This window comes from Pelorhabdus sp. sgz311002, from assembly GCF_056134285.1.
Window position 1 is genome coordinate 256,019 of the sequence record NZ_JBWBCL010000001.1, and the last position, 23,670, is coordinate 279,688.

Annotated in this window: 23 protein-coding genes, 2 tRNA genes and 1 riboswitch; of the genes, 23 read left to right on the forward strand and 2 right to left on the reverse strand. The window is 39.1% G+C overall.

Annotated elements, in window-relative coordinates; all coding sequences use genetic code 11:
- The first annotated feature begins 12 nt into the window (after positions 1–12).
- From AC0NJP_RS01295 to AC0NJP_RS01345, 11 genes are all read left to right on the forward strand, one after another.
- Positions 13–1,260, forward strand: coding sequence for a glutamate-5-semialdehyde dehydrogenase (locus AC0NJP_RS01295; RefSeq protein ID WP_474038115.1), 1,248 nt, complete (start codon positions 13–15; stop codon positions 1,258–1,260).
- A gap of 153 nt (positions 1,261–1,413) precedes the next feature.
- Positions 1,414–2,859, forward strand: coding sequence for a glycosyl hydrolase family 18 protein (locus tag AC0NJP_RS01300; protein WP_474698512.1), 1,446 nt, complete (start codon positions 1,414–1,416; stop codon positions 2,857–2,859).
- A gap of 23 nt (positions 2,860–2,882) precedes the next feature.
- A complete protein-coding gene (locus AC0NJP_RS01305) occupies positions 2,883–3,920 on the forward strand; it encodes an efflux RND transporter periplasmic adaptor subunit (protein ID WP_474038117.1) in 1,038 nt (345 codons plus the stop codon).
- The gene (locus tag AC0NJP_RS01310; RefSeq protein ID WP_474038119.1) at positions 3,917–4,066 is read left to right on the forward strand and encodes a hypothetical protein; all 150 of its coding nucleotides are present in this window, start codon (positions 3,917–3,919) and stop codon (positions 4,064–4,066) included. Before AC0NJP_RS01305 ends, AC0NJP_RS01310 begins: the two co-directional genes overlap by 4 nt.
- A 22-nt stretch (positions 4,067–4,088) precedes the next feature.
- Positions 4,089–4,706, forward strand: coding sequence for a nicotinate-nucleotide adenylyltransferase (nadD, locus tag AC0NJP_RS01315; RefSeq protein ID WP_474698513.1), 618 nt, complete (start codon positions 4,089–4,091; stop codon positions 4,704–4,706).
- 101 nt (positions 4,707–4,807) lie between these two features.
- Complete coding sequence (locus tag AC0NJP_RS01320) at positions 4,808–5,062, forward strand: RNA recognition motif domain-containing protein (protein WP_474038122.1); 255 nt, start codon at positions 4,808–4,810, stop codon at positions 5,060–5,062.
- A gap of 94 nt (positions 5,063–5,156) precedes the next feature.
- A complete protein-coding gene (yqeK, locus tag AC0NJP_RS01325) occupies positions 5,157–5,723 on the forward strand; it encodes a bis(5'-nucleosyl)-tetraphosphatase (symmetrical) YqeK (protein ID WP_474698835.1) in 567 nt (188 codons plus the stop codon).
- Positions 5,724–5,758: 35 nt separating this feature from the next.
- Positions 5,759–6,718, forward strand: coding sequence for an LCP family protein (locus AC0NJP_RS01330; protein ID WP_474698514.1), 960 nt, complete (start codon positions 5,759–5,761; stop codon positions 6,716–6,718).
- A gap of 101 nt (positions 6,719–6,819) precedes the next feature.
- The gene (gene rsfS / locus AC0NJP_RS01335) at positions 6,820–7,170 is read left to right on the forward strand and encodes a ribosome silencing factor (RefSeq protein WP_474038125.1); all 351 of its coding nucleotides are present in this window, start codon (positions 6,820–6,822) and stop codon (positions 7,168–7,170) included.
- Complete coding sequence (locus AC0NJP_RS01340) at positions 7,160–8,026, forward strand: CvfB family protein (RefSeq protein WP_474698515.1); 867 nt, start codon at positions 7,160–7,162, stop codon at positions 8,024–8,026. The genes rsfS and AC0NJP_RS01340 overlap by 11 nt, the downstream gene beginning before the upstream one ends.
- A gap of 101 nt (positions 8,027–8,127) precedes the next feature.
- Positions 8,128–8,203 (forward strand) — tRNA-Ala (locus tag AC0NJP_RS01345).
- Positions 8,204–8,467: 264 nt separating this feature from the next.
- Here AC0NJP_RS01345 and AC0NJP_RS01350 read toward each other — a convergent pair.
- Positions 8,468–10,144: a methyl-accepting chemotaxis protein gene (locus tag AC0NJP_RS01350; protein ID WP_474698516.1), complete on the reverse strand. Its 1,677-nt coding sequence runs from the start codon at positions 10,142–10,144 to the stop codon at positions 8,468–8,470.
- Positions 10,145–10,505: 361 nt separating this feature from the next.
- Here AC0NJP_RS01350 and AC0NJP_RS01355 point away from each other — a divergent pair, with 361 nt between their 5' ends.
- From AC0NJP_RS01355 to AC0NJP_RS01405, 11 genes are all read left to right on the forward strand, one after another.
- On the forward strand, positions 10,506–10,787 hold the full coding sequence (locus AC0NJP_RS01355; protein WP_474698517.1) for a hypothetical protein: 282 nt from the start codon (positions 10,506–10,508) through the stop codon (positions 10,785–10,787).
- A gap of 23 nt (positions 10,788–10,810) precedes the next feature.
- Positions 10,811–11,002 carry a hypothetical protein gene (locus AC0NJP_RS01360; RefSeq protein ID WP_474698518.1) on the forward strand — a complete coding sequence of 64 codons (192 nt, stop codon included), beginning with the start codon at positions 10,811–10,813 and terminating at the stop codon, positions 11,000–11,002.
- Between the two features lie 65 nt (positions 11,003–11,067).
- Positions 11,068–11,190: a hypothetical protein gene (locus AC0NJP_RS01365; protein WP_474698519.1), complete on the forward strand. Its 123-nt coding sequence runs from the start codon at positions 11,068–11,070 to the stop codon at positions 11,188–11,190.
- Between the two features lie 90 nt (positions 11,191–11,280).
- Entirely contained in the window at positions 11,281–11,664 is a 384-nt protein-coding gene (locus tag AC0NJP_RS01370; protein WP_474698520.1) for a bacteriohemerythrin, read from the forward strand.
- A 689-nt stretch (positions 11,665–12,353) separates the two neighbouring features.
- Positions 12,354–13,349 carry a TRAP transporter substrate-binding protein gene (locus AC0NJP_RS01375; RefSeq protein WP_474698521.1) on the forward strand — a complete coding sequence of 332 codons (996 nt, stop codon included), beginning with the start codon at positions 12,354–12,356 and terminating at the stop codon, positions 13,347–13,349.
- A 23-nt stretch (positions 13,350–13,372) separates the two neighbouring features.
- Positions 13,373–16,474, forward strand: coding sequence for an EAL domain-containing protein (locus AC0NJP_RS01380; protein ID WP_474698522.1), 3,102 nt, complete (start codon positions 13,373–13,375; stop codon positions 16,472–16,474).
- A gap of 83 nt (positions 16,475–16,557) precedes the next feature.
- A tRNA-Ala gene (locus AC0NJP_RS01385) sits at positions 16,558–16,633 on the forward strand.
- Positions 16,634–16,815: 182 nt separating this feature from the next.
- Positions 16,816–17,241, forward strand: coding sequence for a VOC family protein (locus tag AC0NJP_RS01390; protein ID WP_474698523.1), 426 nt, complete (start codon positions 16,816–16,818; stop codon positions 17,239–17,241).
- Between the two features lie 768 nt (positions 17,242–18,009).
- Positions 18,010–18,155: riboswitch (FMN riboswitch) on the forward strand.
- A gap of 134 nt (positions 18,156–18,289) precedes the next feature.
- On the forward strand, positions 18,290–18,934 hold the full coding sequence (gene ribB, locus AC0NJP_RS01395; protein WP_474698524.1) for a 3,4-dihydroxy-2-butanone-4-phosphate synthase: 645 nt from the start codon (positions 18,290–18,292) through the stop codon (positions 18,932–18,934).
- A 125-nt stretch (positions 18,935–19,059) separates the two neighbouring features.
- Entirely contained in the window at positions 19,060–20,082 is a 1,023-nt protein-coding gene (locus AC0NJP_RS01400) for a DUF1848 domain-containing protein (RefSeq protein WP_474698525.1), read from the forward strand.
- 793 nt (positions 20,083–20,875) lie between these two features.
- Positions 20,876–21,565: a phospholipase D family nuclease gene (locus tag AC0NJP_RS01405; RefSeq protein WP_474698526.1), complete on the forward strand. Its 690-nt coding sequence runs from the start codon at positions 20,876–20,878 to the stop codon at positions 21,563–21,565.
- Positions 21,566–21,622: 57 nt separating this feature from the next.
- Here AC0NJP_RS01405 and AC0NJP_RS01410 read toward each other — a convergent pair whose 3' ends face one another.
- Complete coding sequence (locus AC0NJP_RS01410) at positions 21,623–22,054, reverse strand: bacteriohemerythrin (RefSeq protein WP_474038221.1); 432 nt, start codon at positions 22,052–22,054, stop codon at positions 21,623–21,625.
- 390 nt (positions 22,055–22,444) lie between these two features.
- Here AC0NJP_RS01410 and AC0NJP_RS01415 point away from each other — a divergent pair, with 390 nt between their 5' ends.
- The gene (locus AC0NJP_RS01415) at positions 22,445–23,656 is read left to right on the forward strand and encodes a sensor histidine kinase (RefSeq protein ID WP_474038222.1); all 1,212 of its coding nucleotides are present in this window, start codon (positions 22,445–22,447) and stop codon (positions 23,654–23,656) included.
- Positions 23,657–23,670: the final 14 nt, after the last annotated feature.

Consider the following 23,670-nt stretch of genomic DNA (forward strand, 5'->3'; position numbering starts at 1 on the left):
GCAGAGGGAGTCATGGAGCGAGAGTTAGAAGAACAAGCAAAACAGGCGAAAGCGGCTGCCAGAAAGTTGGCTGTCATTTCATCTGAAATGAAAAATCAGGCGCTGCTTCAGATGGCTGATGCTCTATTAACAGAGCAGGCGGCTATTTTTGCCGCCAATGAACAGGATTTGACACAAGGCAGGGCCAACGGTCTCAGTGAGGCTTTATTAGACAGGCTTCGCCTTGACGAAGGCCGTCTTCAGGCTATGGCTGACGGCCTTCGACAGTTAGCGGCTTTATCTGACCCGATTGGTGAAACCCTTTCGGTGCAGCGGCGTCCTAACGGCTTGGAAATTCGTCAAGTCCGCGTTCCGCTCGGTGTAATCGCGATGATTTATGAAGCAAGGCCTAATGTAACGGTTGATGCGGCGGGAATTTGCTTGAAAACGGGAAATGCTGTTGTTTTGCGGGGGGGATCGGAAGCCTTTGCTTCCAATCAAGCTTTGGCGAAAATTTTGGTTACAGCCGCCGAAGCGGCAGGGATTCCTCAAGGCGCGATTTCTCTTGTTGCAACGACAGACCGTCAAGCTGTGCAACTGCTGCTTAAAATGAATCGCTATATTGATGTGATTATTCCCCGCGGCGGCGCCGGACTCATTCAAACCGTAGTACAAAATAGTACAGTACCAGTCATTGAAACAGGCACAGGCGTCTGCCACACTTTCATTGATGAGTCGGCTGATCTTATGATGGCTACAGAAATTGCTTTTAATGCGAAAGTGTCGCGCCCTGGCGTTTGCAATGCTATGGAAACCCTTTTAGTTCATAAGAATATTGCGGACGCATTCTTGCCGCTCATGCTTAAACGCTATCGCGAAGCTCAGGTAGAACTACGGGGCTGCGAAATGACACAGCGCTATGATTCCCAGGTGAAAGCAGCAACGGCAGAAGACTGGGCTACGGAATATCATGATTATATCTTATCAGTCAAAGTTGTGGCCGATCTGGAAGAAGCTTTAGAACATATTGCCAAGTATAGTACGGGCCATTCTGAAGCGATCGTAACAACCAATTATTTTCAGGCTCGTCGTTTCCAGCGGGAGGTTGATGCTGCAGCTGTGTATGTGAATGCTTCCACTCGCTTTACCGATGGCGGTGAATTTGGTTTTGGCGCCGAAATTGGCATTAGTACACAAAAGCTTCACGCGCGCGGTCCCATGGGATTGAAAGAAATGACGAGTACAAAGTACTTGATTGATGGTGACGGACAAATTCGCTAGACTTTCGTATAAAAGCAGACAGTTTTTCGCTGAAAAGCGGGATTTTGTCTGCTTTTTTTCAAGAGCAAGCAGAGGAGGCTTTTATTCATAAGAAAGGGTTTTCTCGTTGCTTTGTCAAATTTAATTAAAGATTTTACTTTTTAGGGGGAAAGCATGGGTAGAAAAATCTTTTTTTGGGGATGTTTGTGGGTATTCCTTTTTGGCATATTTATGGGAAATAACGGTGAAGCAGCGCCTTTCCGCGAGGCAAAGCCGATTGTTGTGAAGACGGAAGCTGGTTATGCGCCAATTTCTGATGCGGCCTATGTCAATGCCAATGAAATTCTTGTTTCTTTTGAAACCTTGAAGAACTATGTAGATGGAGACGCTGTTTACCGTAGTGAAGAAAATCGGGTCTTCTTAACTGTACCTAGCGGACGCTTAACTACAGACAATCAAGCAATCAAAAAGTCGCTGCAAGAAAAAATGGTGATGAGTTTTCCGGCGGTAAAGCTTGGCGGACGTCCTTATGTTGATGTAGTTAATCTTGATATGATTACTGGTCTGGCCAGTTCCTTTGACTATAGCGGTCATGTTATTTTAGAGCCGAATAGTAAAACGATAGCGCCTTATTCTGTTCAAGCCTTGCCAGCGAAAGGGATTCCGGCGGGCAAAATTAATTTAGCTTGGGATGTGCGGGCAACAAGCAACGATTTAGCCAAGGAAGAGACGGTGGCAGGTCTAAATGTTCTTTCACCTACTTGGTTTTCTATTGTGAGCGGTAGTGGCGCTATTATGAGTAAGGCTGATAGTCAGTATGTAGATTTGGCTCATAGTAAAGGCTATAAAGTATGGGCTTTAATTACTAATAGTTTTGATCCTGATTTAACCCATGAATTATTGGCCAGTGAAACGGCACAAAACAGAGTAATTGCATCTTTATTATTTTATAGTTCTTATTATGGACTTGATGGGATTAACTTTGATATCGAAAATGTTTATGATCAAGATAAAGAAGCGTTGTCTGCTTTTATCGAAAAAGCATCAGAGATTCTCAAAAAACAAAATCTCGTAGTTTCTGTTGATGTAACCGTACCAAGCAATGTACCGAATTGGTCGAATTGCTATGATCGATCACGACTTGGCAAGGCGGTTGATTATGTTATGGTTATGACTTATGATGAACATTGGTCGAAAAGTCCGATAAGCGGTTCAGTAGCATCGCTTGCTTGGGTAAAAGCCGGTATTGATAAGACGCTTCGCTTTGTGCCCAAGGAAAAAGTGTTAATCGGTCTGCCTTTTTATATGCGTGAATGGGAAGAGCGGGAGACCGAAGAAGGAACTGTAAAAGTGCGTGCAAGGACCTTATCTATGCCTGATGCGGAAGAAAAAATCAAAAATAATCATTTAACAGTAAATTGGCTGGAAAAAGAAGGTCAATATTATACAGAATATGAACGAGAAGGAAAGCGCTATCGAATTTGGCTGGAAGAGGAACGATCTATCGGCTTAAAGGCTGCTTTAGTCGATGAGTATAAATTGGCTGGCGTTGCTTCTTGGCGCAAGGGTTTTGAAAAAAAATCAATTTGGCAGGTATTACAAACTAAGTTGGGGCAGTAAACTTTACTAGGAGGCGAGACAAGATGGAGCAGATTAAGCGAAAAAAATACTGGATTATAGCTTTGCTTGTTGTTCTTGTTCTTGCGAAGGCTGCTTATTCCTATTATCAAGAGCGCAATAAGCCAAGCGTAACTGTTCAGGTCGTACGAGTAGAGCAGGGAACAATTCATTCTTATGTAAAGGCTTCTGGCGCCCTTTATGCGCGCGATACTACACGAGTTTATGCAAAAAGCGCTGGCGTAGTCAAAGAAGTAGCTGTTAAAGAAAATGATTTTGTCAAAGAAGGCCAGATATTATTGAAGCTTGATGATAGTCTTTTGGCAAAACAGGTACAGGAGCATCAACAGAAACTGCAGGAAGCCGTTCAAAAGCTCGAGCAGATGAGCAGTTTAGTGAAAGACGGATCCGTTTCCGCGCAGCAATTTGCGGCTGCTCAGTTGGAGCGCGATACGGCCCAGAAAACCTATGATTTAGCTGTGGGAGCTTTGCAGCAGGCTACAGTCTCTTCGCCGGTAAATGGCATGGTCATCGGTAAACCGATTGCTGCTGGCCAAAGCATTTTGCCAGGGCAAGAGAATTTGCTGGCATTAGTGACGATTGCCGACTTATCAGAACTGGAAGTAGAAGCGAAGGTTGAGGAAAAAGAAATTAGCAAAATTTTTCCTGGCCAGGAAGTTTCTTTTTCAGTTAATGATTTAGGACAGCAGACTTTTGCGGGAACGGTAAATCGTGTTTTGGCTAAAGCGGAGCTGCGTGATGAAAAGGTCTATTACACTGTTTTAATTACGGTAGATCCTATTCAGGAAGTACTGCGGCCTGGGATGGCGGCAACAATTTCGTTTTTAGCAGGAACCAAAGAAAATGTCTTGCTTGTTCCCAAAGCTGCGTTGAAAGAAAATAACGGCATTTTTTATGTCCAGATGATTGTAAAGGGGCAACCTGTCAATCAAGCGGTTAAAGTGGGGCTGATATCTGATCGGATGGCCGAGATTACCAGTGGCGTTGAAAAAGGCGATGAAATTCTTGTTACGGAGTCTGTTAAGAATCGGGCGACTCCATGAGAAAATGGCAGAAGACTGCTGCGCTTTGGGATTATTTTATCTATGGTAAAGGTCGTCGCGATGGCCTTGATTATTTAAAGGCAGGGCTTATTATCGTCTTTGTCATGGTTCTTTGCTTTTATTTATTTCGATTATTTGGTGTATAGGACGTCAGGGAGGAACGCAGCTATGAATAGGCCAAAGCAGCGAATTGGATTGATGGGAGGAACTTTTGATCCGATTCATATGGGTCACCTAGTGACGGCTGAGGCGGTACGCAATCAGTTTGATTTAGAAAAAGTCATTTTTATTCCGGCAGGCTCGCCGCCGCATAAGCTAGGCAGTGAGATTACTTCGGCAAATGATCGATTGTTTATGACCCAATTAGCGGTGGAGTCAAATCCCTACTTTACGGTATCAACTATGGAACTGGAACGAAGCGGCCCGTCCTTTACGATTGATACATTGCGGCAGTTTGTCGCTGAATACGGTGAGCGAGCAGAATTTTATTTTATTATTGGCGCAGATTCTTTGGTGGAGCTTCATACTTGGAGTCATGCCGAAGAATTACTAAGGCTTTGTCATTTCGTTGCTGCGGCAAGGCCTGGAACGATTTATTCTCTAAGCGATACTTTGACACATTTTCCCATAGAATTGCAAAGCCGAATTCATCAGTTGGCTACGCCAGAGCTGGCCATTTCTTCTACAGAAATTCGCCAGAGAATCGAACAAGGGCTCTCACTGCGCTATATTGTGCCTGATCCAGTGCGTCAGTACATAATATATAATCGTTTATATGAGAAGTAATAGTTTCTTAGGGAAATAAAGGTAGGCATGAATCTTGGCAAAAAAGTCAATAATGTGAAGGTACTAAGTTTTGACCTTTTGCGAAAGAGAGGTGACGCTTTATGGGAACCACAACTCTTTATGTAGGAAATCTGCCATGGTCTACTACTGAGGGAATTCTGGCAGACGCTTTTCGTCCTCATGGGGCTGTAATTTCCAGCCGAATCATTACTGACAAAGAGACAGGACGCTCACGCGGCTTTGGCTTTGTGGAAGTATCAACAGATGATGCTTCTAATATGGTTGACGCGATGAACGGCTCTGATTTTTCCGGACGACAAATTGTTGTAAATGAAGCAAAACCCCGCCAGGGATGAGAAGGCAGCCTCCTTACTTGTAAGGAGGCTTTTATAATGGCAGGATATTTACGACCGTTAGCGAAATACAAACACGAGGTGAACTTATTTGTTAATGGAAAAATATGAAGCCCTGCTTAAGGAAAGACTGTCGCCCAAACGGTTTCGTCATTCGCTCGGCGTACGAGATACTGCACTATTTTTAGCGAAAAAATTTGGCGTTGATGAACAGGCTGCGGCTCTAGCTGGTCTGCTCCATGATTATGCGCGCGAAATACCTGCTCGGGACCTATTGCAAAAAGCAGAGGCTTTTGGTATAGTGATTAGTGCTGCTGATCGAAAAAGTCCGATTTTACTTCATTCTCCTGTCGGTGCCGCTTTGATTGCAGCAGAGCTCAAAGTGACAGATCCGGTTATTGCCCGGGCAATCTCTGTTCATACAACAGGCATGCCCCATATGACAAAACTTGACAAGATTATTTATTTGGCAGACTGTATTGAACCAAATCGAAAATATTCCGGCGTAGATAAACTGCGTAAGAAAGTAGAACGCGGGCTTGATGCCGCAGTTTTGGCGGCGATGAACCATTCCTTAATTTTTTTAATTGAACATGACGCCTGGATTCATGAGAATACGATTTTAGCGCGTAACGAATTATTGGAAGAAATTGCACCTTTGTAAGGCGCAGATTGAAGGAGAGGTCTAGAAGAGCAACGATGCGTAAATCTTTATCAAGGCAGCCGCGGCGTAAAATTCGTTGGGGGCGCGTTTACTTATTATTGCTGATTTTTGTCGTTATACTAGGCAGTGCCGTCCATGCAGCCTATCAGACGATTCATCGCTTTTTAGATTCCCCAGTGACTGCTACTGTTTCAAGTAATCCTACAGCACCTGTAGTTGATTCATCACGCATTAATATTTTATTATTAGGTCTTGATGACGGCGACATCGACGTTCCCGGTTCGCCTAGTCGGTCTGATGCAATGCTGCTTGCCAGCGTGGATTTGACGCAAAAAAATGTTCATGTTATTTCTATTCCTCGTGACACACGTGTGAATATTCCCGGTCATAAAGGTCTCGAAAAAATTAATAATGCCTATTTTTATGGCGGATCTACCTTGGCTTTGAATACCCTAGAAGACTTTCTTCATATTAGCATTCCTTATTATATGACAGCTAAGTGGCAGGGATTTATTGAAGTAGTCGATATTTTGGGCGGCGTCGATCTGTATGTAGAACATGATATGGATTATGAAGATCCTTATGCTAATCTTGCGATCCATTTACATAAAGGCTATCAGCATTTAAATGGTGAGCAAGCTGGAGAATATGTTCGTTTTCGGCATGATGAGCTTGGCGATATTGGCCGGGTCGAACGACAGCAAAAGTTTCTCAAGGCTTTGTCCGAACAATTTTGGCGTGCTGAAACAATTGTGAAAATTCCCTATTTGGTTTCGGCTGTTCATCGTAACTTAGAAATGAATATGTCCATTGCTACATCCTTACAAGCGGCAAATGTGCTGCGTGGTTTGAAGTCAGGTCAGTTCGTAGCGGAAATGTTGCCAGGGAATTTTGCTACTATTGATAATATTAGCTATTGGGAACCTGATAAGACCCAAATCAAACTGCTCATAGAACGTGCTTTTGCGGCACAAGCGCTTCCAGTGGCGCCATAATACATACTTTGGGTATTTACCTACAGTTCGCTGTAGGTCTTTTTCGAATAAGCCCGAAACAAGTGACAGATACTAGAACAGACAATTTGAGGAGGAAAATTATGAATCAAAATAATCAAAAACTTTCTAAAGCGATTGCCGCTGCGGCGAGTGATAAAAAAGCTCAAAATATAGTAATTTTAGATATGGAAGGAATTTCGCCTGTGACCGATTCTTATATTATTTGCAGCGCTTTTTCCACAACGCAGGTAAAAGCTATTGCTGATAATATTGAAGAAAAGCTTAGCGAGCAGGGAGTCGAGCCGTCCCGGAAAGAAGGATATAGAGAAGGACGCTGGATTTTACTTGACTACGGTGATGCTGTGGCTCATGTTTTCATCGAAGAAGATCGGTTGTTCTACAGTTTAGAGCGGCTTTGGGGCGATGCTTCTAGCGAGGTTTATGATGCTTAAAGCTGGTGATGTTGTTACTTTAAAAGTAGCTCGTCTTAGTGAACTAGGCGCTTTTCTTGATGCTGGTACGGGAAATACTTCCGATGATATCCTGCTTCATAAGGTACAACAGACAGACGCTGTTGCCATTGGCGACGAAGTGACTGTATTTCTCTATAAAGATCCTAAAAATCGTCTCACAGCGAGTCAAAAGCTGCCTAAAATGAAAGAAGGGCAAGTTGCTCGCGTTAAAGTAATTAATACAACAAAAGACGGCGCTTTTGTTGATATTGGTGCTGAACGAGGAATCTTTATGCCTTTTGCTGGTATGCGAGGACGACTAAAAGTCGGTGATACAGTTTGGGTTAAATTATATCGTGATAAATCCGACCGACTCGCTGTAACGATGGAAGTGGAAGATGAACTGCGTCGCGCTTCGCGGCCAGCGACAGAAGTGAAGATCGGTGATACTGTAACAGGAAGTCTTTATAATTTTGGTGAAAATGGCGCCTTTGTGTTTACGGCAGATCGTTATATTGCTTTTCTACACGAGTCCGAGATGATCGGTCGACCTCATGTAGGAGATGAAGTAACAGGCAGAATTACCTATATTCGCGAAGATGGTCGGATTAACATGTCGATGCGGCCCTTGAAAGAAAAAGCTTTAGTGAATGATAGTGAAGCGCTATTTGCCTTTTTGATGGAACGCGGCGGAAAAATGCCTTATAGTGATAGTTCGTCACCAGAAATTATTCAAGCGAAATTCGGTATTAGCAAAGCTGCTTTTAAGCGGGCTCTAGGTCATTTACTCAAAGAGGGCAAAATCGAGCAAAAAGATGGTTGGACCTATAAACGAGAGCAAGAACCGACGGAATAGTCGTAAATTGCAAGCATCTGATAAAATTCATAAAAGTACTTGCTATTTTTATGTAAATGCAGTATAATAATTTTCGTTGGGATTTCTTCAACGAAAATCTTGGGGGTATAGCTCAGCTGGGAGAGCGCTTGAATGGCATTCAAGAGGTCAGCGGTTCGATCCCGCTTATCTCCACCAAGAAAAAAAGGTTTTGCGGTATTTTTCCGCAGAGCCTTTTTTATTTTTTTCTAATATTTTTCTAACGCACGAAACAATAAGCATATAACTAACTGTCAGAATCCAGTAAGGGATCAATAAGCAGGAAGATCGATGAGCATAGAAAAAGCGACGGGAATCGCACCTGCCGCTTCAATCGATATTATTTATTTGACATAGAACTAGAGAAATGAACTTAGAAATAAACAAAGCGGACGATCAAACGCCCGCTTTAGAGTATTTGAATTAGATTTGAAACTTACTAACGGCCGCATTAAGATCTGTCACTAAATGAGCTAGCGTTTGGCTGGATGAGGCAATCTCTTCCATTGAAGCCGATTGTTGTTCTGTAGCAGCTGAGACTGTTTGAGCTTCTCCAGATGACTTTTTGCTCAGTTCTTCTATCTGCTTTACGGAGCTAACGATCTTTTGGCTGCCAATAGCCATTTGCTCGACAGCAACAGAGATTTGTATCATTTGCTCAGAACCTAAGCTTACCATTGTCGTAATTTCTTGGAAGGCTTGTCCAGAAGCATTGACGATATTGGCTCCAAGTTTTACTTCTGACGTTCCATTATTCATAGCTAATACGGCTTTCTCTGTATCTCCTTGAATTTCACTAATCAATATTGCGATCTGTTTAGCCGCATCTTGTGACTGCTCTGCCAGTTTACGGACTTCTTCTGCTACAACAGAAAAACCGCGTCCTTGTTCACCTGCACGAGCTGCCTCAATGGCCGCGTTGAGAGCCAATAGGTTTGTTTGGCCAGCGATACTGGAGATTATATCTACAATTTGACCAATTTCTTTCGAGCGATCTCCTAATCTACCAATAAAATGCGCTGAAGTATTCACTGCTTTTTCGATATTTATCATCTGAATGACTGCTTTTTCAGTCAATTTATTACCTTCATTTGCCGTACTTGCTGCTTGTGTGGATTGAGTAGCTACTTGGTTGGCAGTGGCAGAAATCTGATGAATGCTGGCCGACATCTGTTCTACTATACCAGAAGTTGCATTAGTTACACCAAGCTGTTGTTCAGCATTTGTGGCTACTTCAGCAATGGATTGAGCAACCTGATTCGCTGCCTGCGCGGATTGATCAGCATTAACAGATAATTCTTTTGATGAGTTTGAAATATGTTCAGCATTGGTTTTAATGGTCAGTACCATCTTTTTCAAATCAATTACCATTTTCATGAATGCGCTCACAAGTTGCCCGATTTCATCTTGAGAGGTCCCTATATTTTCTTGAATATTTAAATCACCTTTTGCAATATGTGAAGTAACTTTTTTGATTGGTTTAGTAATATAGATTGACATGAAAATCCCTATACATATTCCAAAAATTATTGCAATTGCACTTACGCCGATAATAAGCCCTTTCATTTGCTGAAGTAATAATCGAAGATTACCCTCTGTGTTTTCAGAATTGGCCTGATTGATCTTTACAAAATTGTTGAAACTGGTTTCTAGTTCTTTTCGGATCTTTCGCCCTTCTCCGAATGAAAGGGATTTAGCCTCATCTATTTTGCCCTCGTTGTATAAAGAAATCACCTTATAATTGATCTGGGTAAATTGTTCATGCGAGTTGGTTATTTCCTGTAAAAGTTGTTTCTCTTTATCGGTTGTAACGAGTCCTTGAATGAGCTGGAGTCGCATTTTTATCTGGTCAGATTTTTGAGTTATTTCGTTTTTAAACTCGCCGCCTCCAGTTAATAAAAATCCGCGTTCATCATTAGATTGTCCGGTAAAGTAATACTGAATTTCTCTTAACGCCACAGTGACAGGAGTATTTCTTGATAATATAGTGTCATATTGTGTTTGGGTTGTCGTAAATCCATACACTGTAATCGCGGATATGACGACAATAAGTAGTGAAGTTACTAGGTATCCTAAAAGTAGTTTTGTTTTGATAGTCATTGTGTTATTCCTTTCTTCGATGAATCCGTAATGTTTTCAAATGTAGTTCTTTGAACAGTTTAACATGTGTATTGTTCCCTTTCAATTATCAGTTTTGATTTGCCTAAGGCTGCCGTAGCCGAAGAAGAAGGCACTTGATAAAAGAACCTGCTATCGTGACAGCGGGAGTTATAAGCAAATGAATTGAGCTGCCTGTATTTTAGGTAGCTCTTTATTTTTGAATTCTGCAAGTATTTTTATTGGTTTTAAATATATTTTTAGTAGAAAAATAGAAAATTATGCAAATTATGTCGACGAAATAGAAGGAAAATGTAATAATATGTCGAAAATGGTTTTTGTAATATTGTTGAGGAGGAATAGTATGTTTGACTTTGAATCCCAAGACGATACACAAAATTCCGATAACCAAGAAGCTTTGTTTAATTCACAAACTCAGCGAATGTGGCGAGAAATGATGATTGTTAGAAACATTCCAGAATGTAATTCAATGTTAAGAAAAATACTTCCTAAATTAACAATTGTAGGCCAAAAAGAATTTAATGAAATCATTAATAATACTTATAAAGAATTGATGCCATACATAATAAATCATTCTGTTCGATATAGTATGGACTATAGTAACAAAGTTCATATTGAACAGTAAATATATAATTGGGGTTGACGAAAATGAGTGATGATCAATTGATTGCGACAATTTGGTCTAAAGATGAAGAAAAAATATATGGAAATTGTTATGGGTTTGTGCTGAAAGATAGAGAAAAAAATATTCATCCTATGGGGCCGACTTTAAAAATGATTATTAAAAGACTTGACAAAATCGGAAGAAAAGATATTTCTGAAGTGTTGAAAAAAATGTGAACTTAAGTTTATGAAACACGATTGTTTTTTTGTTATCGTGTTTTAGTTTAGACAGGAGATGTTTTATGAAGAATCAATTTATATTGATTATTGTTTTATCGCTACTTGTAGGAATGGCCTCTTTAAGTGAGGTAAATGCTGAAAGATATGCAGCTACAAGTATAACGACAGTAAATTATTTTGAATAAATAGTATTGTATAGGGCCTTGGAATTTTCATAGAAGAAAGAAAATGATTTTTTTGCCGAAAAAACAATCAATAGAAAAGGGGAAGATCATATGGCATTATCAGGTTGGGACAATAAGTACAGTGTAAATATTCCTGCAATGGATAAGGATCATCAGAAGCTAATTGAAATGATTAGTAATTTACATCAAGCCATGAAATCTGGGCAAAGCAAAACGATACTGACACCACTTTTAAGTAATCTGACTCATTACGCTCAAGACCATTTTGCCAGTGAAGAGAAGTATTTATCTTCAATAGGAAGCTCTGAGCTTGTTACGCAAAAACAACAACATGTCACATTTCTTAATAAAATTGGTGAGTTTAAATCAACGTATGAAGCTGGAAATACGACTTTGGCTATTCAGATATTACCTTTTCTCAATAATTGGTTTTTGAATCACATTATGCAAATGGATATGAAATATAAACAATAAATTATTAATAGCAAGGAATATCGCTTAAAATACTTGCCTCAACGTTTTTGTTGAGGCAAGTATTTTAAAAAGTAAACTCAAAAATTGATGAATTCTTACTAGTTAGTTGAGAAATTTGATTAAAGGAGAGGATTTGAATATGCGGCAGTTTCAAATTCCTATTTTTTAACTAATTACGTCTTTAGCTAAAACAGTAGATTTAATTAGTCCCTTACTAGCAAATCATCACAACTGAGTAGCTTATATTGCTTATCGATTAGCAAAGGATTTTGGATTTTTAATAAAAGATAGAGAACAAATCTTATTGCGCTTGACGCTAAAATAGTATCGATTCTCTTGGAGAATTTTAATGATATTCAAGATGGTTTGAGACAGCGAATCAAACAATCAAAACAACAGTATCAATGTTTTGTTGCAGACTGATATTATGGCAAAATATAGATGCGCAATGTTCGGCGTAAAAAAAGCAGTATTTTTATCCCGCTTATCTCCACCAAATAATACAAAAAGACTTTGTACTTACGGCGCAAAGTCTTTTTGTATTATTTGGCCTTTTATTTGAAAAATAGAAAGGTTTTTGGTTTTTTTTGACGAATAAGAGCGGTAAAAGAGGGTGCGGATGATTTAAAGTAGTAAGAAATTTTAAAAGCGTTGCGGCTATTGCACTAAAAGAGGCTGGAGGGATAGCCATGAAAAAAGTATTGCTTGGGGCGGCTGTTTTGGCAATCTTTATGGTGACTATGGTAGGCTGTAGTTCTTTTAGTGAAAAAAAACCGGAATATGTGCTTAGATTAGGTTATGGACAACCGACAACAAGTACGCGACATGTTATGGCGGAACGATTTTCTACTTGGATTTATGAACAAAGTCAAGGCAAGATAAAAATAGAGCTTTTTCCCGGTGAGTCCTTAGGAACCGATAAACAGATGACCGAGATGGCAATAACTGGATCTTTGGATTTGGTAATTACGGCACCAGGCGTTCTTGCTAGTTATGAACCAAAATTAGCGGCGTTGGAACTACCTTTCTTATTTTCCTCTCGGCAATCAGTAGCAACATTATTAGATGGAAAAATTGGCGAGGAGTTAGCAGAAAGTTTGCCGCAACGAGGCATTCGGCTTTTGGCCTACTGGGATAATGGTTTTAGGCAATTTACTAATAATAAACAGCCAATTGAAAGGGTCGAAGATTTTAAAGGTCTGAAAATTCGTGTTCCTGAAAATGCCATGACTTTAGCGATTTTGCGCGCCTATGGAGCGAGTCCGGTTGTTATGGCTTTCCCTGAAGTGTATCCTGCATTGCAACGCAAAGAAATTGATGGACAGGAAAATCCAATTAGTACGATTTATAGCAATGAATTTTATAAGGTGCAAAAGTATTTGACAATACTCGACTATAAATATGAAGCGACACCGCTTATTATAAGTGAAAAAACTTGGCGCAGACTATCGCCAGACCTACAGAATTTGTTACGGGAAGGCGCACTTCGCTTTGCCCGTGAGCAACGTCAACTAAACTATGCACAGGAAACGAAAAATTTGCAAACAATGGAAGCTTTAGGCATGGATATTCGTCGGCCGTCTTTAGTGCCCTTTCAGAAAACTTCACAAGGTATTTATAAACAATGGGAGAGCTCTTTAGGAAAAGACTTCATCGATAGAATTTTACATGAGGCAAGAAAATAGGAATTTAGAATGAGGTGACAGGAATGAGACCTTTTTGGGCTTTTAGGCTAAAGCGGTTGCTCTATTCGCTACAGGCTAAATTTCTATTGGCTTTTTTACTTCTTTCGCTTGTTCCACTGCATTTTATGGAAACGCTAGAGTACTTTGATGATAAACAGATTTTAATTGATGATGCTTATCGTTCGCTGTATTCGGCTTCCTTTCAAACTGCATCAGGTATTGATACCTTTATTCAATCAAATAAAACAATTCTTGCCGTGGAGGCAAGATTACCTGATTTAGCTGATTATTTTGCTTTGAAAAATTCGACGGCCCAAAAAGCCGATGCCTATGATCGAACGATGGCGATACTGGAATCATTCCGAAATCGTGACCGTTCCTATATTGTTTCTTACAGCTTGATCAATTTAGCAGGGAAAGACATTCTTGATACCGATGAAGAAAAAATTGGTCGTGATTTTTCTCATTTTTCTTATTTTCAGGAAGCCCTAGCAACAGGGGCGCCTTATGTATCTTCGTTGGAGCTTTCACAAGATACTTTAGAGAAGGGATTTTTCTATTTTAGCTGTCCGGTTTTAGATCAGGCAGGGCAACAGACCGGTGTTCTCGTTTTGCAGTATCGTGCAGAAATTTTGCATAATTTACTTAATAAGAACTTCATTCAGAATGGACCAGAGTCTTTCGCTATTTTGTTTGATGAAAATTTTCGTGTTCTTGCTGATAGTCGAAAAACGCAAATTACTCATGAACTTATCAAATCTGATGCGTTACTGCACGAAGGTTTAGGGAAAATTGACTCGCCAGCGCCGTATTTTACGATTCCTTTTCCTGATCAGCAGGGAGAGCCTATGGCTGGCGTGTCTACTAGGATTGGCTCAGTTCCGTGGTTTATTGTTTTTTTGCAACCAGAGGATGTTTTTTTACAGCCTATTTATGCGCAAATAGAATGGAAACGCTATTTTGTGCTGCTCATTGCAGCGATTGCAGCGATTTTCGCTGTCCTTTTATCACGCCATTTCTCTCGGCCCATTTTACATTTAACGAATCTATCACGGCAAGTTACGGCAGGAGACCTTAAAGTGGAGGCGAAAATTTCTACGCATGATGAAATCGGATTACTTACTTACCATTTTAATCAAATGATTCGGACAATGCGGTTTTCGCAAGAAAGTCTGGAACAAAAAGTGGAAGAACGTACGGTAGAAATAGTGGCGGCCAATCAGGAGCTTGTAGCGATGAATGAAGAAGTACGGGCCATGAATGAGACATTGCTTGATATCAATCGAAAGTTAGAGTCGGAAGTAGCGATTCGCTGTCAGACGGAGCAAGAGCTTTTGCGGCGCGAACGCCAATATGGGGCGATTACGAGTTTGCTTACTTGTGAAGCAGAAGATTTTGGTGCACTCTTGTCTCTGATATTACGAGATGCTTTGCAGTTGATTAAGGCGCCTGGCGGTTATATTGGCCTTTACGGTGAACAAGAGAAAACGCTGGTAATTCACTATATTTTTGGTGAAGATGAGTCGAAAAGTATGGAACATTTAGCGGCCGATGAAACCTTGCAACGTCTTGTTTATGACAGTGGTGAAATGATTCAAATCAGTGATTATCGTCAATATCAGAAGCGGTCCATGAAGCCAGGCTGTGAACGTTTGTCTAGTATCATTATGCTGCCGCTTAAAGAAAAAGGCTGTGTAAAGGGAATTCTAGTTGCAGGCTGGTTTGATGAAGTTTATCCTATTCGTCCTGATGAGGTCGCTGTTTTGCGGCAGTTCAGTGACTTGGCAGCGCTTGCGTTGCAACGAGCAGCGGCTCAGGAACAAATTCGTACGATCGCCTTTCATGATAGTCTTACTGGTTTACCCAATCGGGCTAGTTTATCCAAACGGCTTCAGGATGAGCTGGTTTTGGCGCAAAGATTGCAAAGAAAAGGTGCGGTTCTCTTTGTTGATTTAGATGATTTAAAATCGGTCAATGATACGCTAGGACATTTAGCTGGCGATGAAGTGATTAAACAGGCGGCTTTATATATTCGCAATGCTGTAGAAACAGAAGCATTTGTTGCACGTATTAGCGGCGATGAATTTATTGTCATTGCTTCAGGTGTAGAAAGCAGAGTACAAGCGGCGCTTCTTGCTGAAAAGCTTGTTAAGGCCTTGTGCCAGGAATATGTGGCATCAGGCGAAAAACTTCATTTGTCGGCTAGTATCGGCCTGGTTGTTTATCCAGAAGATGCTGATAATGCCGAAGAAATTTTAAAACGTGCTGATAGTGCTATGTATGCTGCCAAGCAGGCAGGGAGAAATTGCTGGCGATTTTATGAACCGGCATTGCTCCAGGAAGCATCAGAAAAGGTTATTTTAACAAATGCTTTACGGCAGGCTTTGGAGAAAGGGGAGCTTTATTTAGAATTTCAACCGTTAATGTCTTTGCAAAGCAATGATGTTTGGGGCTTTGAAGCTTTGTTACGCTGGTATCATCCGATTTATCAGCAAATTTCACCAGCTCGGTTTATTCCTTTGGCCGAAGCAAGTGGATTGATTGTGCCTATTGGGCGATGGGTGTTACAAGAGGCCTGTTTATTTGCGAAGGATTTAGCTGATTTAGGCAGAGATAATATACATGTGGCTGTAAATATTTCTTCACGGCAGCTTGCGTCAGAGGATTTTGTTGAATCAGTCTGTCACAGTATTGAAAAGGCGGGGATTGAGGCAAAACAACTAGAACTAGAAGTAACAGAAAGCAATTTGATTGAATCAATGGAACTGAGCGTGAAAAAACTATCTCAGTTGCGTTCGTTAGGCGTAGGTATATCTTTAGATGATTTTGGCACAGGCTATTCATCTTTAACATATTTAAGGGATTTGCCAGCGACAATTCTTAAAATTGATAAATCTTTTGTAGATCAAATTAGTATGGATGAAATGCAGTTAAATATAGTTGGCTCCATTGTTTCTTTGGGACATAGCTTGGAAATGACGGTAGTCGCGGAAGGCGTTGAAACAGCAGAGCAATTAAATTTACTTAGACTGTTTCATTGTGATTGCATTCAGGGATATATTTTTGGCCGACCCTTAAAAAGCGATAAGGCAATTCAAACATATTTGCAAAAAAAATCTTGCTAAATACTTGCGTATTTTTCAGAAATCTTTTATACTAAATAAAGTAATTATACATAATATTTTAGTTATGTATAGTTAATAGCTATGGGGGTATAGCTCAGCTGGGAGAGCGCTTGAATGGCATTCAAGAGGTCAGCGGTTCGATCCCGCTTATCTCCACCAAACAAACATAGACAGCGTAAGGCTTTGAAGCCCTACGCTGTTTTTTTATTATGTTAAGTTGTCCCTTGCCGAGTCCCTTATACCGAAAATTCGCTTGGATATTGAGAATAATACGTCTACTGGACAGGCATAGAAAGTTATAAGATAATAAACTTAAACATTTATGTGGAGGAGAGGTCTAATTGAGACAGAAAATTACTTTGATTACTTTAGGCGTTCAAGATATGGAGATTTCGCGCAAATTTTATCAAGAAGGGTTAGGATGGACTCCTTCAAAAGCTAGTCAAGAAAGTATAGTCTTTTTTGATCTAGGCGGTGTCGGGTTAGCCTTATTTCCCATTAATGAACTTGCTAAAGATGCAATGGTAAACGCAGGAAGAGCTGGTTTTTCAGGGATTACTTTAGCTCATAATACAAAAAACAAAAAAGAAGTAGATCATATACTTCAACAAGCCGAACAGGCAGGCGGTAAGATAATAAAAGAAGCGCAAATGGTATTTTGGGGAGGTTATAGTGGGTATTTTGCTGATCCCGATGGCCATTTATGGGAAGTAGCTTGGAATCCCTTTTTTGATTTTGACGCGAACGATGCATTAGTTTTCCCTTAATTTTCATAGGTATAGTTATAATATAAGGATCATGGCAATAGCTTTTTCTACTAAGTGGGTATGCAAGAGGTACTGCCTTAATGGATTCAAAAGTAGGCAGCAGAAACCTTGTAGCTTAACCGTAACTTAACCTAACCGTAACAATACATAAGGGAACTTTTGCTATAATGAAAACAAAGTTAAATAAACGATTTGACCCAATAGGCAGATACGTTTCAATAAGTTCCCTTGTACACAGTTATTCCCTCATTTTCCGCCGCAATGGCGGTATTTTTTTGTTATAAATTTCAGTGATGATATTTGCTTGGGTATGAATAGGATGTTATTAGGCAGTGATCCATTCAATTTGTATAATTTTTTGATGTTTGGCCATGGTTTTTCTTAAGCAAGTCAGTAATAAATCTTTCACGATACGTATATAATGGCAAAAGAGAGGCCTCAACCAGAGGCTGAGGCTAATTCAAATCAGAGCATTAAAATGAAGTCGATAATTAGGAAGAGGAGAATTACGAAGTCTTGGATGGTTAAGTCGATAGAAATTTTCATAAGACCACCTCCAAGTTTATTAAGGAATAGGTCACAACTATTCCTTATATTTTTTATGCTAAAAAAATAAAAATATACCTAATTCAAAAAGGTAAGAAAGCAAACTGGACAAAAAGTTAGTTAGAAAAATGTGAGAAGGCTACTTAAAACAGAAATACTGAGATAAAAAATGGATATAAAATTTGACAAATATAAACTTTCAGGAATAATATATACTTAGTGACTTATTCTCAGGGCGGGGTGAAATTCCCCACCGGCGGTATCTCAGTTACTACTGAGGAGCCCGCGAGCGCTCTTGATATTAAGAGGACAGCAGAACTGGTGAAAAACCAGTGCCGACGGTACAGTCCGGATGAAAGAGGATAAAGCAGTCAGCTAATTTTATTTTCAATAGACAGAAAACTGATGCACTATAGGTTTATTATTTTTGTAATGAATAAGCTGTCTGTATCTGTGCCCTGATTCTAGTAAGTCCTACTAAACTATTAGGAGGAAGTATACTATGAATCAAATTTTTCTTACTGAATATGAAAGTGCCGCCATGCGAGTGGAAGCAGCTCTTAATGCACTGCGCTGCGGCCAAGGAATTTTAGTTACTGATGATGCGGGTAGGGAAAACGAAGGCGATATCTTCTTTGCTGCAGAGTCTTTGACAAATGAGCAAATGGCAATGTTAATTCGTGAAGGCAGTGGAATTGTCTGCTTGTGTTTGCCTGAAGAAAGAGTTCGGGCATTGGAGTTACCAATGATGGTAGAGGTTAATACAAGTAGCTTTCAAACTCCTTTTACAGTTTCCATTGAAGCAGCAGAGGGTGTTACGACAGGGGTTTCAGCAGCTGATCGTGTAATGACAGTGAAAACGGCAATTTCTGATCCTGTAAATCCTGATAAGCTTCGGCGGCCAGGACATATTTTCCCATTAAGAGCTAAGCCTGGCGGTGTATTGGAAAGACCAGGCCATACAGAAGCGAATGTTGATTTAATGCGGCTCGCAGGCTTGAAACCTTATGGAGTATTATGTGAACTGACCAATCCGAATGGCACAATGGCAAGGTTGCCGGAAATTATAGAGTTCGCTGAAGCGAATAATATGGTAGTCGTTACCGTGGCCGATATAATTGCTTATCGAGAAAATAAAAAAATATAAAATAAATTGTGATTGATTGTATGAAGTATTATGGAGAGAAATGCTATCTGGCGTTTCTCTTTTTACTTCTCATTGCTAATTTGGTCCTTCTATTTAGAAAAGCGAGCGTAAAGGAGATAATCATTGTGGCTGTTAAAGGCTGGGATAAGCTAACAATCACTAGGGATGATGGAGAAAAAGTTGAAGCGATTGCGCCAATCATTATTTCGGCAAGTCGTGCAACTGATATTCCTGCGTTTCATTCCGAATGGTTTATGAATCGACTCAATGCAGGATATGTAAAATGGATGAATCCATTTCATGCAAGTCATTCACAATATGTTTCTTTTGAAAAGACAAGAGTTATCGTGTTTTGGACAAAAAATCCTAGGCCAATCATTACATATTTAGATGATATAAGTAATAAAGGATTAAAATTCTACTTTACTTACACTGTCAATGATTATGAGGCGGAAGGCTTGGAACCCAATGTACCGCCTTTACATGAAAGAATTAATACATTTATTGAATTATCTAATAAGATAGGCAAAGAGCGAGTCATATGGCGATTTGATCCTTTAATTTTAACAGATAGCTTGGATATAAGCACACTGTTAGCAAGAGTTGAAAAAGTAGGTGACTCATTATATCAATATACAGATAAACTTGTGATTAGCTTTGCCGACATCCAGGGGTATCCCAAGGTGCAAAAAAATTTAAAAAGAGCAGGTATAGAATATAAAGTATTTACGAACGAAGCTATTTTAGAAATGGCGAAGGGAATTCAAGCTATCAATAAAAAGTGGAATTTATCTATCGCAACTTGTGGCGAAGCGATTAGCTTACAAAAGTATGGGATTATGGCCAATAAATGCATAGATGATGAATTAATGCTAAAGTGTTTTTCTCATGATAAAAGGCTTATGGAATTTTTAGGATATGAAAGAGTTCAAATGGATTTATTTTCATCGAATCTCTGTTCAAAACGAGATGTTAATCTAAAAGATACAGGGCAAAGAGCTGCCTGTGAGTGTATCGTAAGTAAGGATATAGGACAATATAACACGTGTATGCATTTATGTTCATATTGCTATGCAAATTATTATCCCATTATGGTAAGGAATAATTTTAAAAAATTAAATCGATATGGAGAAACGATTTTGACGTAAGATACGCTTTATTTGGCTTTTGCAGCTGAATAGAGCGTTTTTTATTGTTTTCTATAACTTTAGGTATAATTCTTTTATTGTTCTATGAATCATGTCAAAGCCTTATTAAACCTATATTTTCTATCGAATAATAATTATTAGAAAAATATATCTTTTGGCAGAAGTAACTTTACTTTAGTTCTATTACACTATACTCAAGAGGAACAAGAAAACAAGAACAACAAGAACGGCAAGCTGCCGGAAGAAACATCCCGTCAAAAGATCTCATTTATCTTATCATCCTATATTTTTAGTTATGGAATACTAAGGAGGCGATGCAGATGATCTGTCAAAAATGTCAGAATGCTATGGAATTTTTGCCCAAATCGACCCTGGATGGTTGTCTTTACCCAGAAAATACAATTCAAAGTAGTTGTGAATATACTTTTTATTATTGCAGGAAGTGTCATGTTTTGGGGATGAAGAAGGAATCTGTACATGAAATTATTACAATACAAAATGAGATTCCTAGCATAGAATGGTAAATAGAAAAAAAGTTACACTAATTTTACATAATATATAGTATAATATATATGGATATGGAGAAAACTTATTTTTTAGATACGATTTTTAAAAATAAAATGGAAATGGTTAGAAGGGATTGATCTTATGCACTATTTGTTTTGGGGACTTGGTGTTGCGGCTGTAATTGCAAGCGGCTTATTTATGCACATGTATTCGGTTTTACAAGTTATATAATAAACAATTCGAGCTTTCTGGTAAAGCTGGGATTTTATTTTCAAAGGAGAAAAGGATGGAGCGTAAAAGAAGTACTGTTTTCAGTCAATCATTTAGAAAATATGCCGTTACAAGTGTTGTTGTATTTACGGCGCTTGCTGTTGGCTTTATAGCTGGCTGTACCAATAAAACGCCTGTTTCTTCAGCGGAAACTAAAAATGCCGCTAAACAAACAGCTGTTATGCCAGATGGATTAAAAGGCGTTCACACTGTCGCAGCGGCAGGTTCTGTTGATGTAGCATTTAGCCCTAAGGGCGGTGTTACTAATATGATTGTAGGCGAACTGGGAAAAGCGCAAAAATCTGTACAAGTACAAGCCTATAGTTTTACTTCAAAAGAAATTATTGATGCCTTGATTGCTGCTAAAAAACGTGGCGTCGATGTGCGGATTATTATTGATAAAAGTAATATTGATAATGATGATAAGGAGACCGCTAGAGAGAAGAAAGAAAAAGAATTGCTTAATTCAATCGCCGATAGCGGAATTTTAATGAAAGTTGATTCGGATTTTCAAATTGCTCATAGTAAGATTATGATTATTGATGGAATGGATGTCATTACAGGGAGCTTTAATTTTACGTATTCGGCGGAGAACAGCAATGCTGAAAATTGTTTAATTCTTCGTGGTAATAAGGCGCTGGCTGAACAGTATGTGAAGAATTGGCAGTGGCGTTGGGATGCAACAAAAGCTTATGCAAAACAATAAATTTTAGACTTCCTTGTTAAAAGAGACTGTCGGCGAAATGCTGACAGTCTCTTTTTATCAAGAAGATTCTTTCGAAGCATATTTTGTTTTCATACTTTTTGCTATAAATTGTGCATATCCTTTATCAAGTGAATAAATGTGAGGGGTGATTGAATCACGTAAAAGTTGAAGAATTTGATTACAGATGAAAGGATTGTTTACATTCATTTGGTTTTTATAATTTTGGACTTGTTCAAATAAATTTTTATGGGCCTTTTTGTGTAGGGAATAACTGGGATATTTATGATGCAGCATAAATTTTTCCTCGTGAAAAAAATGATTTTTTAAAAACACCAAGACCTCATCAAGGAGAGCTTCTAAGTTATGAATTTGATCTTTATCTTTAGTGGCATCATGGAGCGCATTCAGCATGGAAAAAATCTCTTTATGTTCTTCGTCGATACTATCGATGTGTACGCTGAGTTGGCTATTCCATTTAAAAAGTATCATGATTTGTAACCTCCTAAGTGAGTAATGTAATCATTTAATATAATAAAGTGTACCATTTTTTGCGATGCTTTTATATAGTTTCATTAAAAGTTGTTATATTCTGAGATTTTTATTAAGTGAATTTTATTTTTGTTTTATGAAAATGCAAGAAGCAAAAGAACTAAAAAGAATTTACGGTATTATTTTTACATTGGATATAACTATATTGCTATTGTTTGGCGATTTATAGGAAATTGGAAGAGTTTGGCGAAATAGTATGATGATTCAATAATTTGCTATTAAATTGATAATTTTTGCTTCTCTTTTTACTATAACTAAAGGATTATTTTTTGAATCCTTTTACTTTACTTTGCAAGGTATGGATAAGAAGTTCAGTAAGGAGGGAAAAAGATGAACCGTACGAATCAATTGACCTTAGGAGAGACGGTCAATGTTCAAATTTTACAGGAAATACAAGATAAATTTTCTGATGCGACAGGTCTCGCTGCTGTTATTGTTGATGCTGAGGGCAATCCGATTACACGTCCTAGCAATTTCACTCGTTTTTGTAAAATTGTCAGATCAACGGCAAAAGGGTTAGAACGGTGCATCAACTGTGATGATCAGGGTGGTCGCCGTCATCAAAAACCATCAGTATACCGTTGCCATGCGGGACTTACTGATCTTGCGGCGCCGATTATTGTACAAGACCAATATATTGGCGCTTTTTTGGGCGGACAGGTTTTAGTAGCGCCGAAAGAGAGCAAGGCTAAAGATGAAATGTTTGATTTTACAGCAGACTTGGCGATTGACAACGACCAATTAGGCGAAGCTTTTAATGAAGTAAAAGTAATTGCTAAAAAACGGATTCAAGCGGCGGCTGATCTCATGTATATTATGGCTAACTATATTGTCGAGATTGGAGCTGCTAATATTTCAGGCAATTTGCTTATGGAGGAAATGAAAGCAAAAGCTGATTTGGAAGCAATGCTTCGTGCTACAGAGCTTAAGGCGTTGCAGTCGCAAGTCAATCCGCATTTTCTTTTCAATACTTTAAATACAATCGCTCGTTTGGCATTATTGGAAGGCGCGACGCAAACACAGGAAGTTGTTTATGCGTTAGCGGATTTATTGCGCAATAATCTTAGAGATATGGATGATTTACGTACGTTGGAGCAAGAAATTAAATCGATTACTGACTATTTGACGATTCAAAAAGTGCGTTTTGGGGAACGAATTCGCGCTGTTATTGATGTGGATCCTCAAATTGCCGATATCAAAGTGCCGGCACTTACTTTGCAACCTTTGATTGAAAATGCGATTATTCATGGTTTGGAAAGAAAAGTAGAAGGCGGTAAAGTGAAGATTTCAGCAAAACGCTATGGCGATCATGTTATGATTTCTGTCGTTGATACAGGAGTTGGTTTACCGCAAGAAAAAATTAATACAATCTTTCAGGCGGAAAAACGGAAAGAAACTCATGGTCAGACAACTGGACTAGGAATTTTAAATGTTCATAAACGGATTCAACACTACTTTGGCAGTGAATACGGTGTGAAAATTGATAGTGTTTTGGGGGAAGGAACAACGGTGGAAATTCACTTACCTTACCATTGTGCATAAATCATTGATTTGGG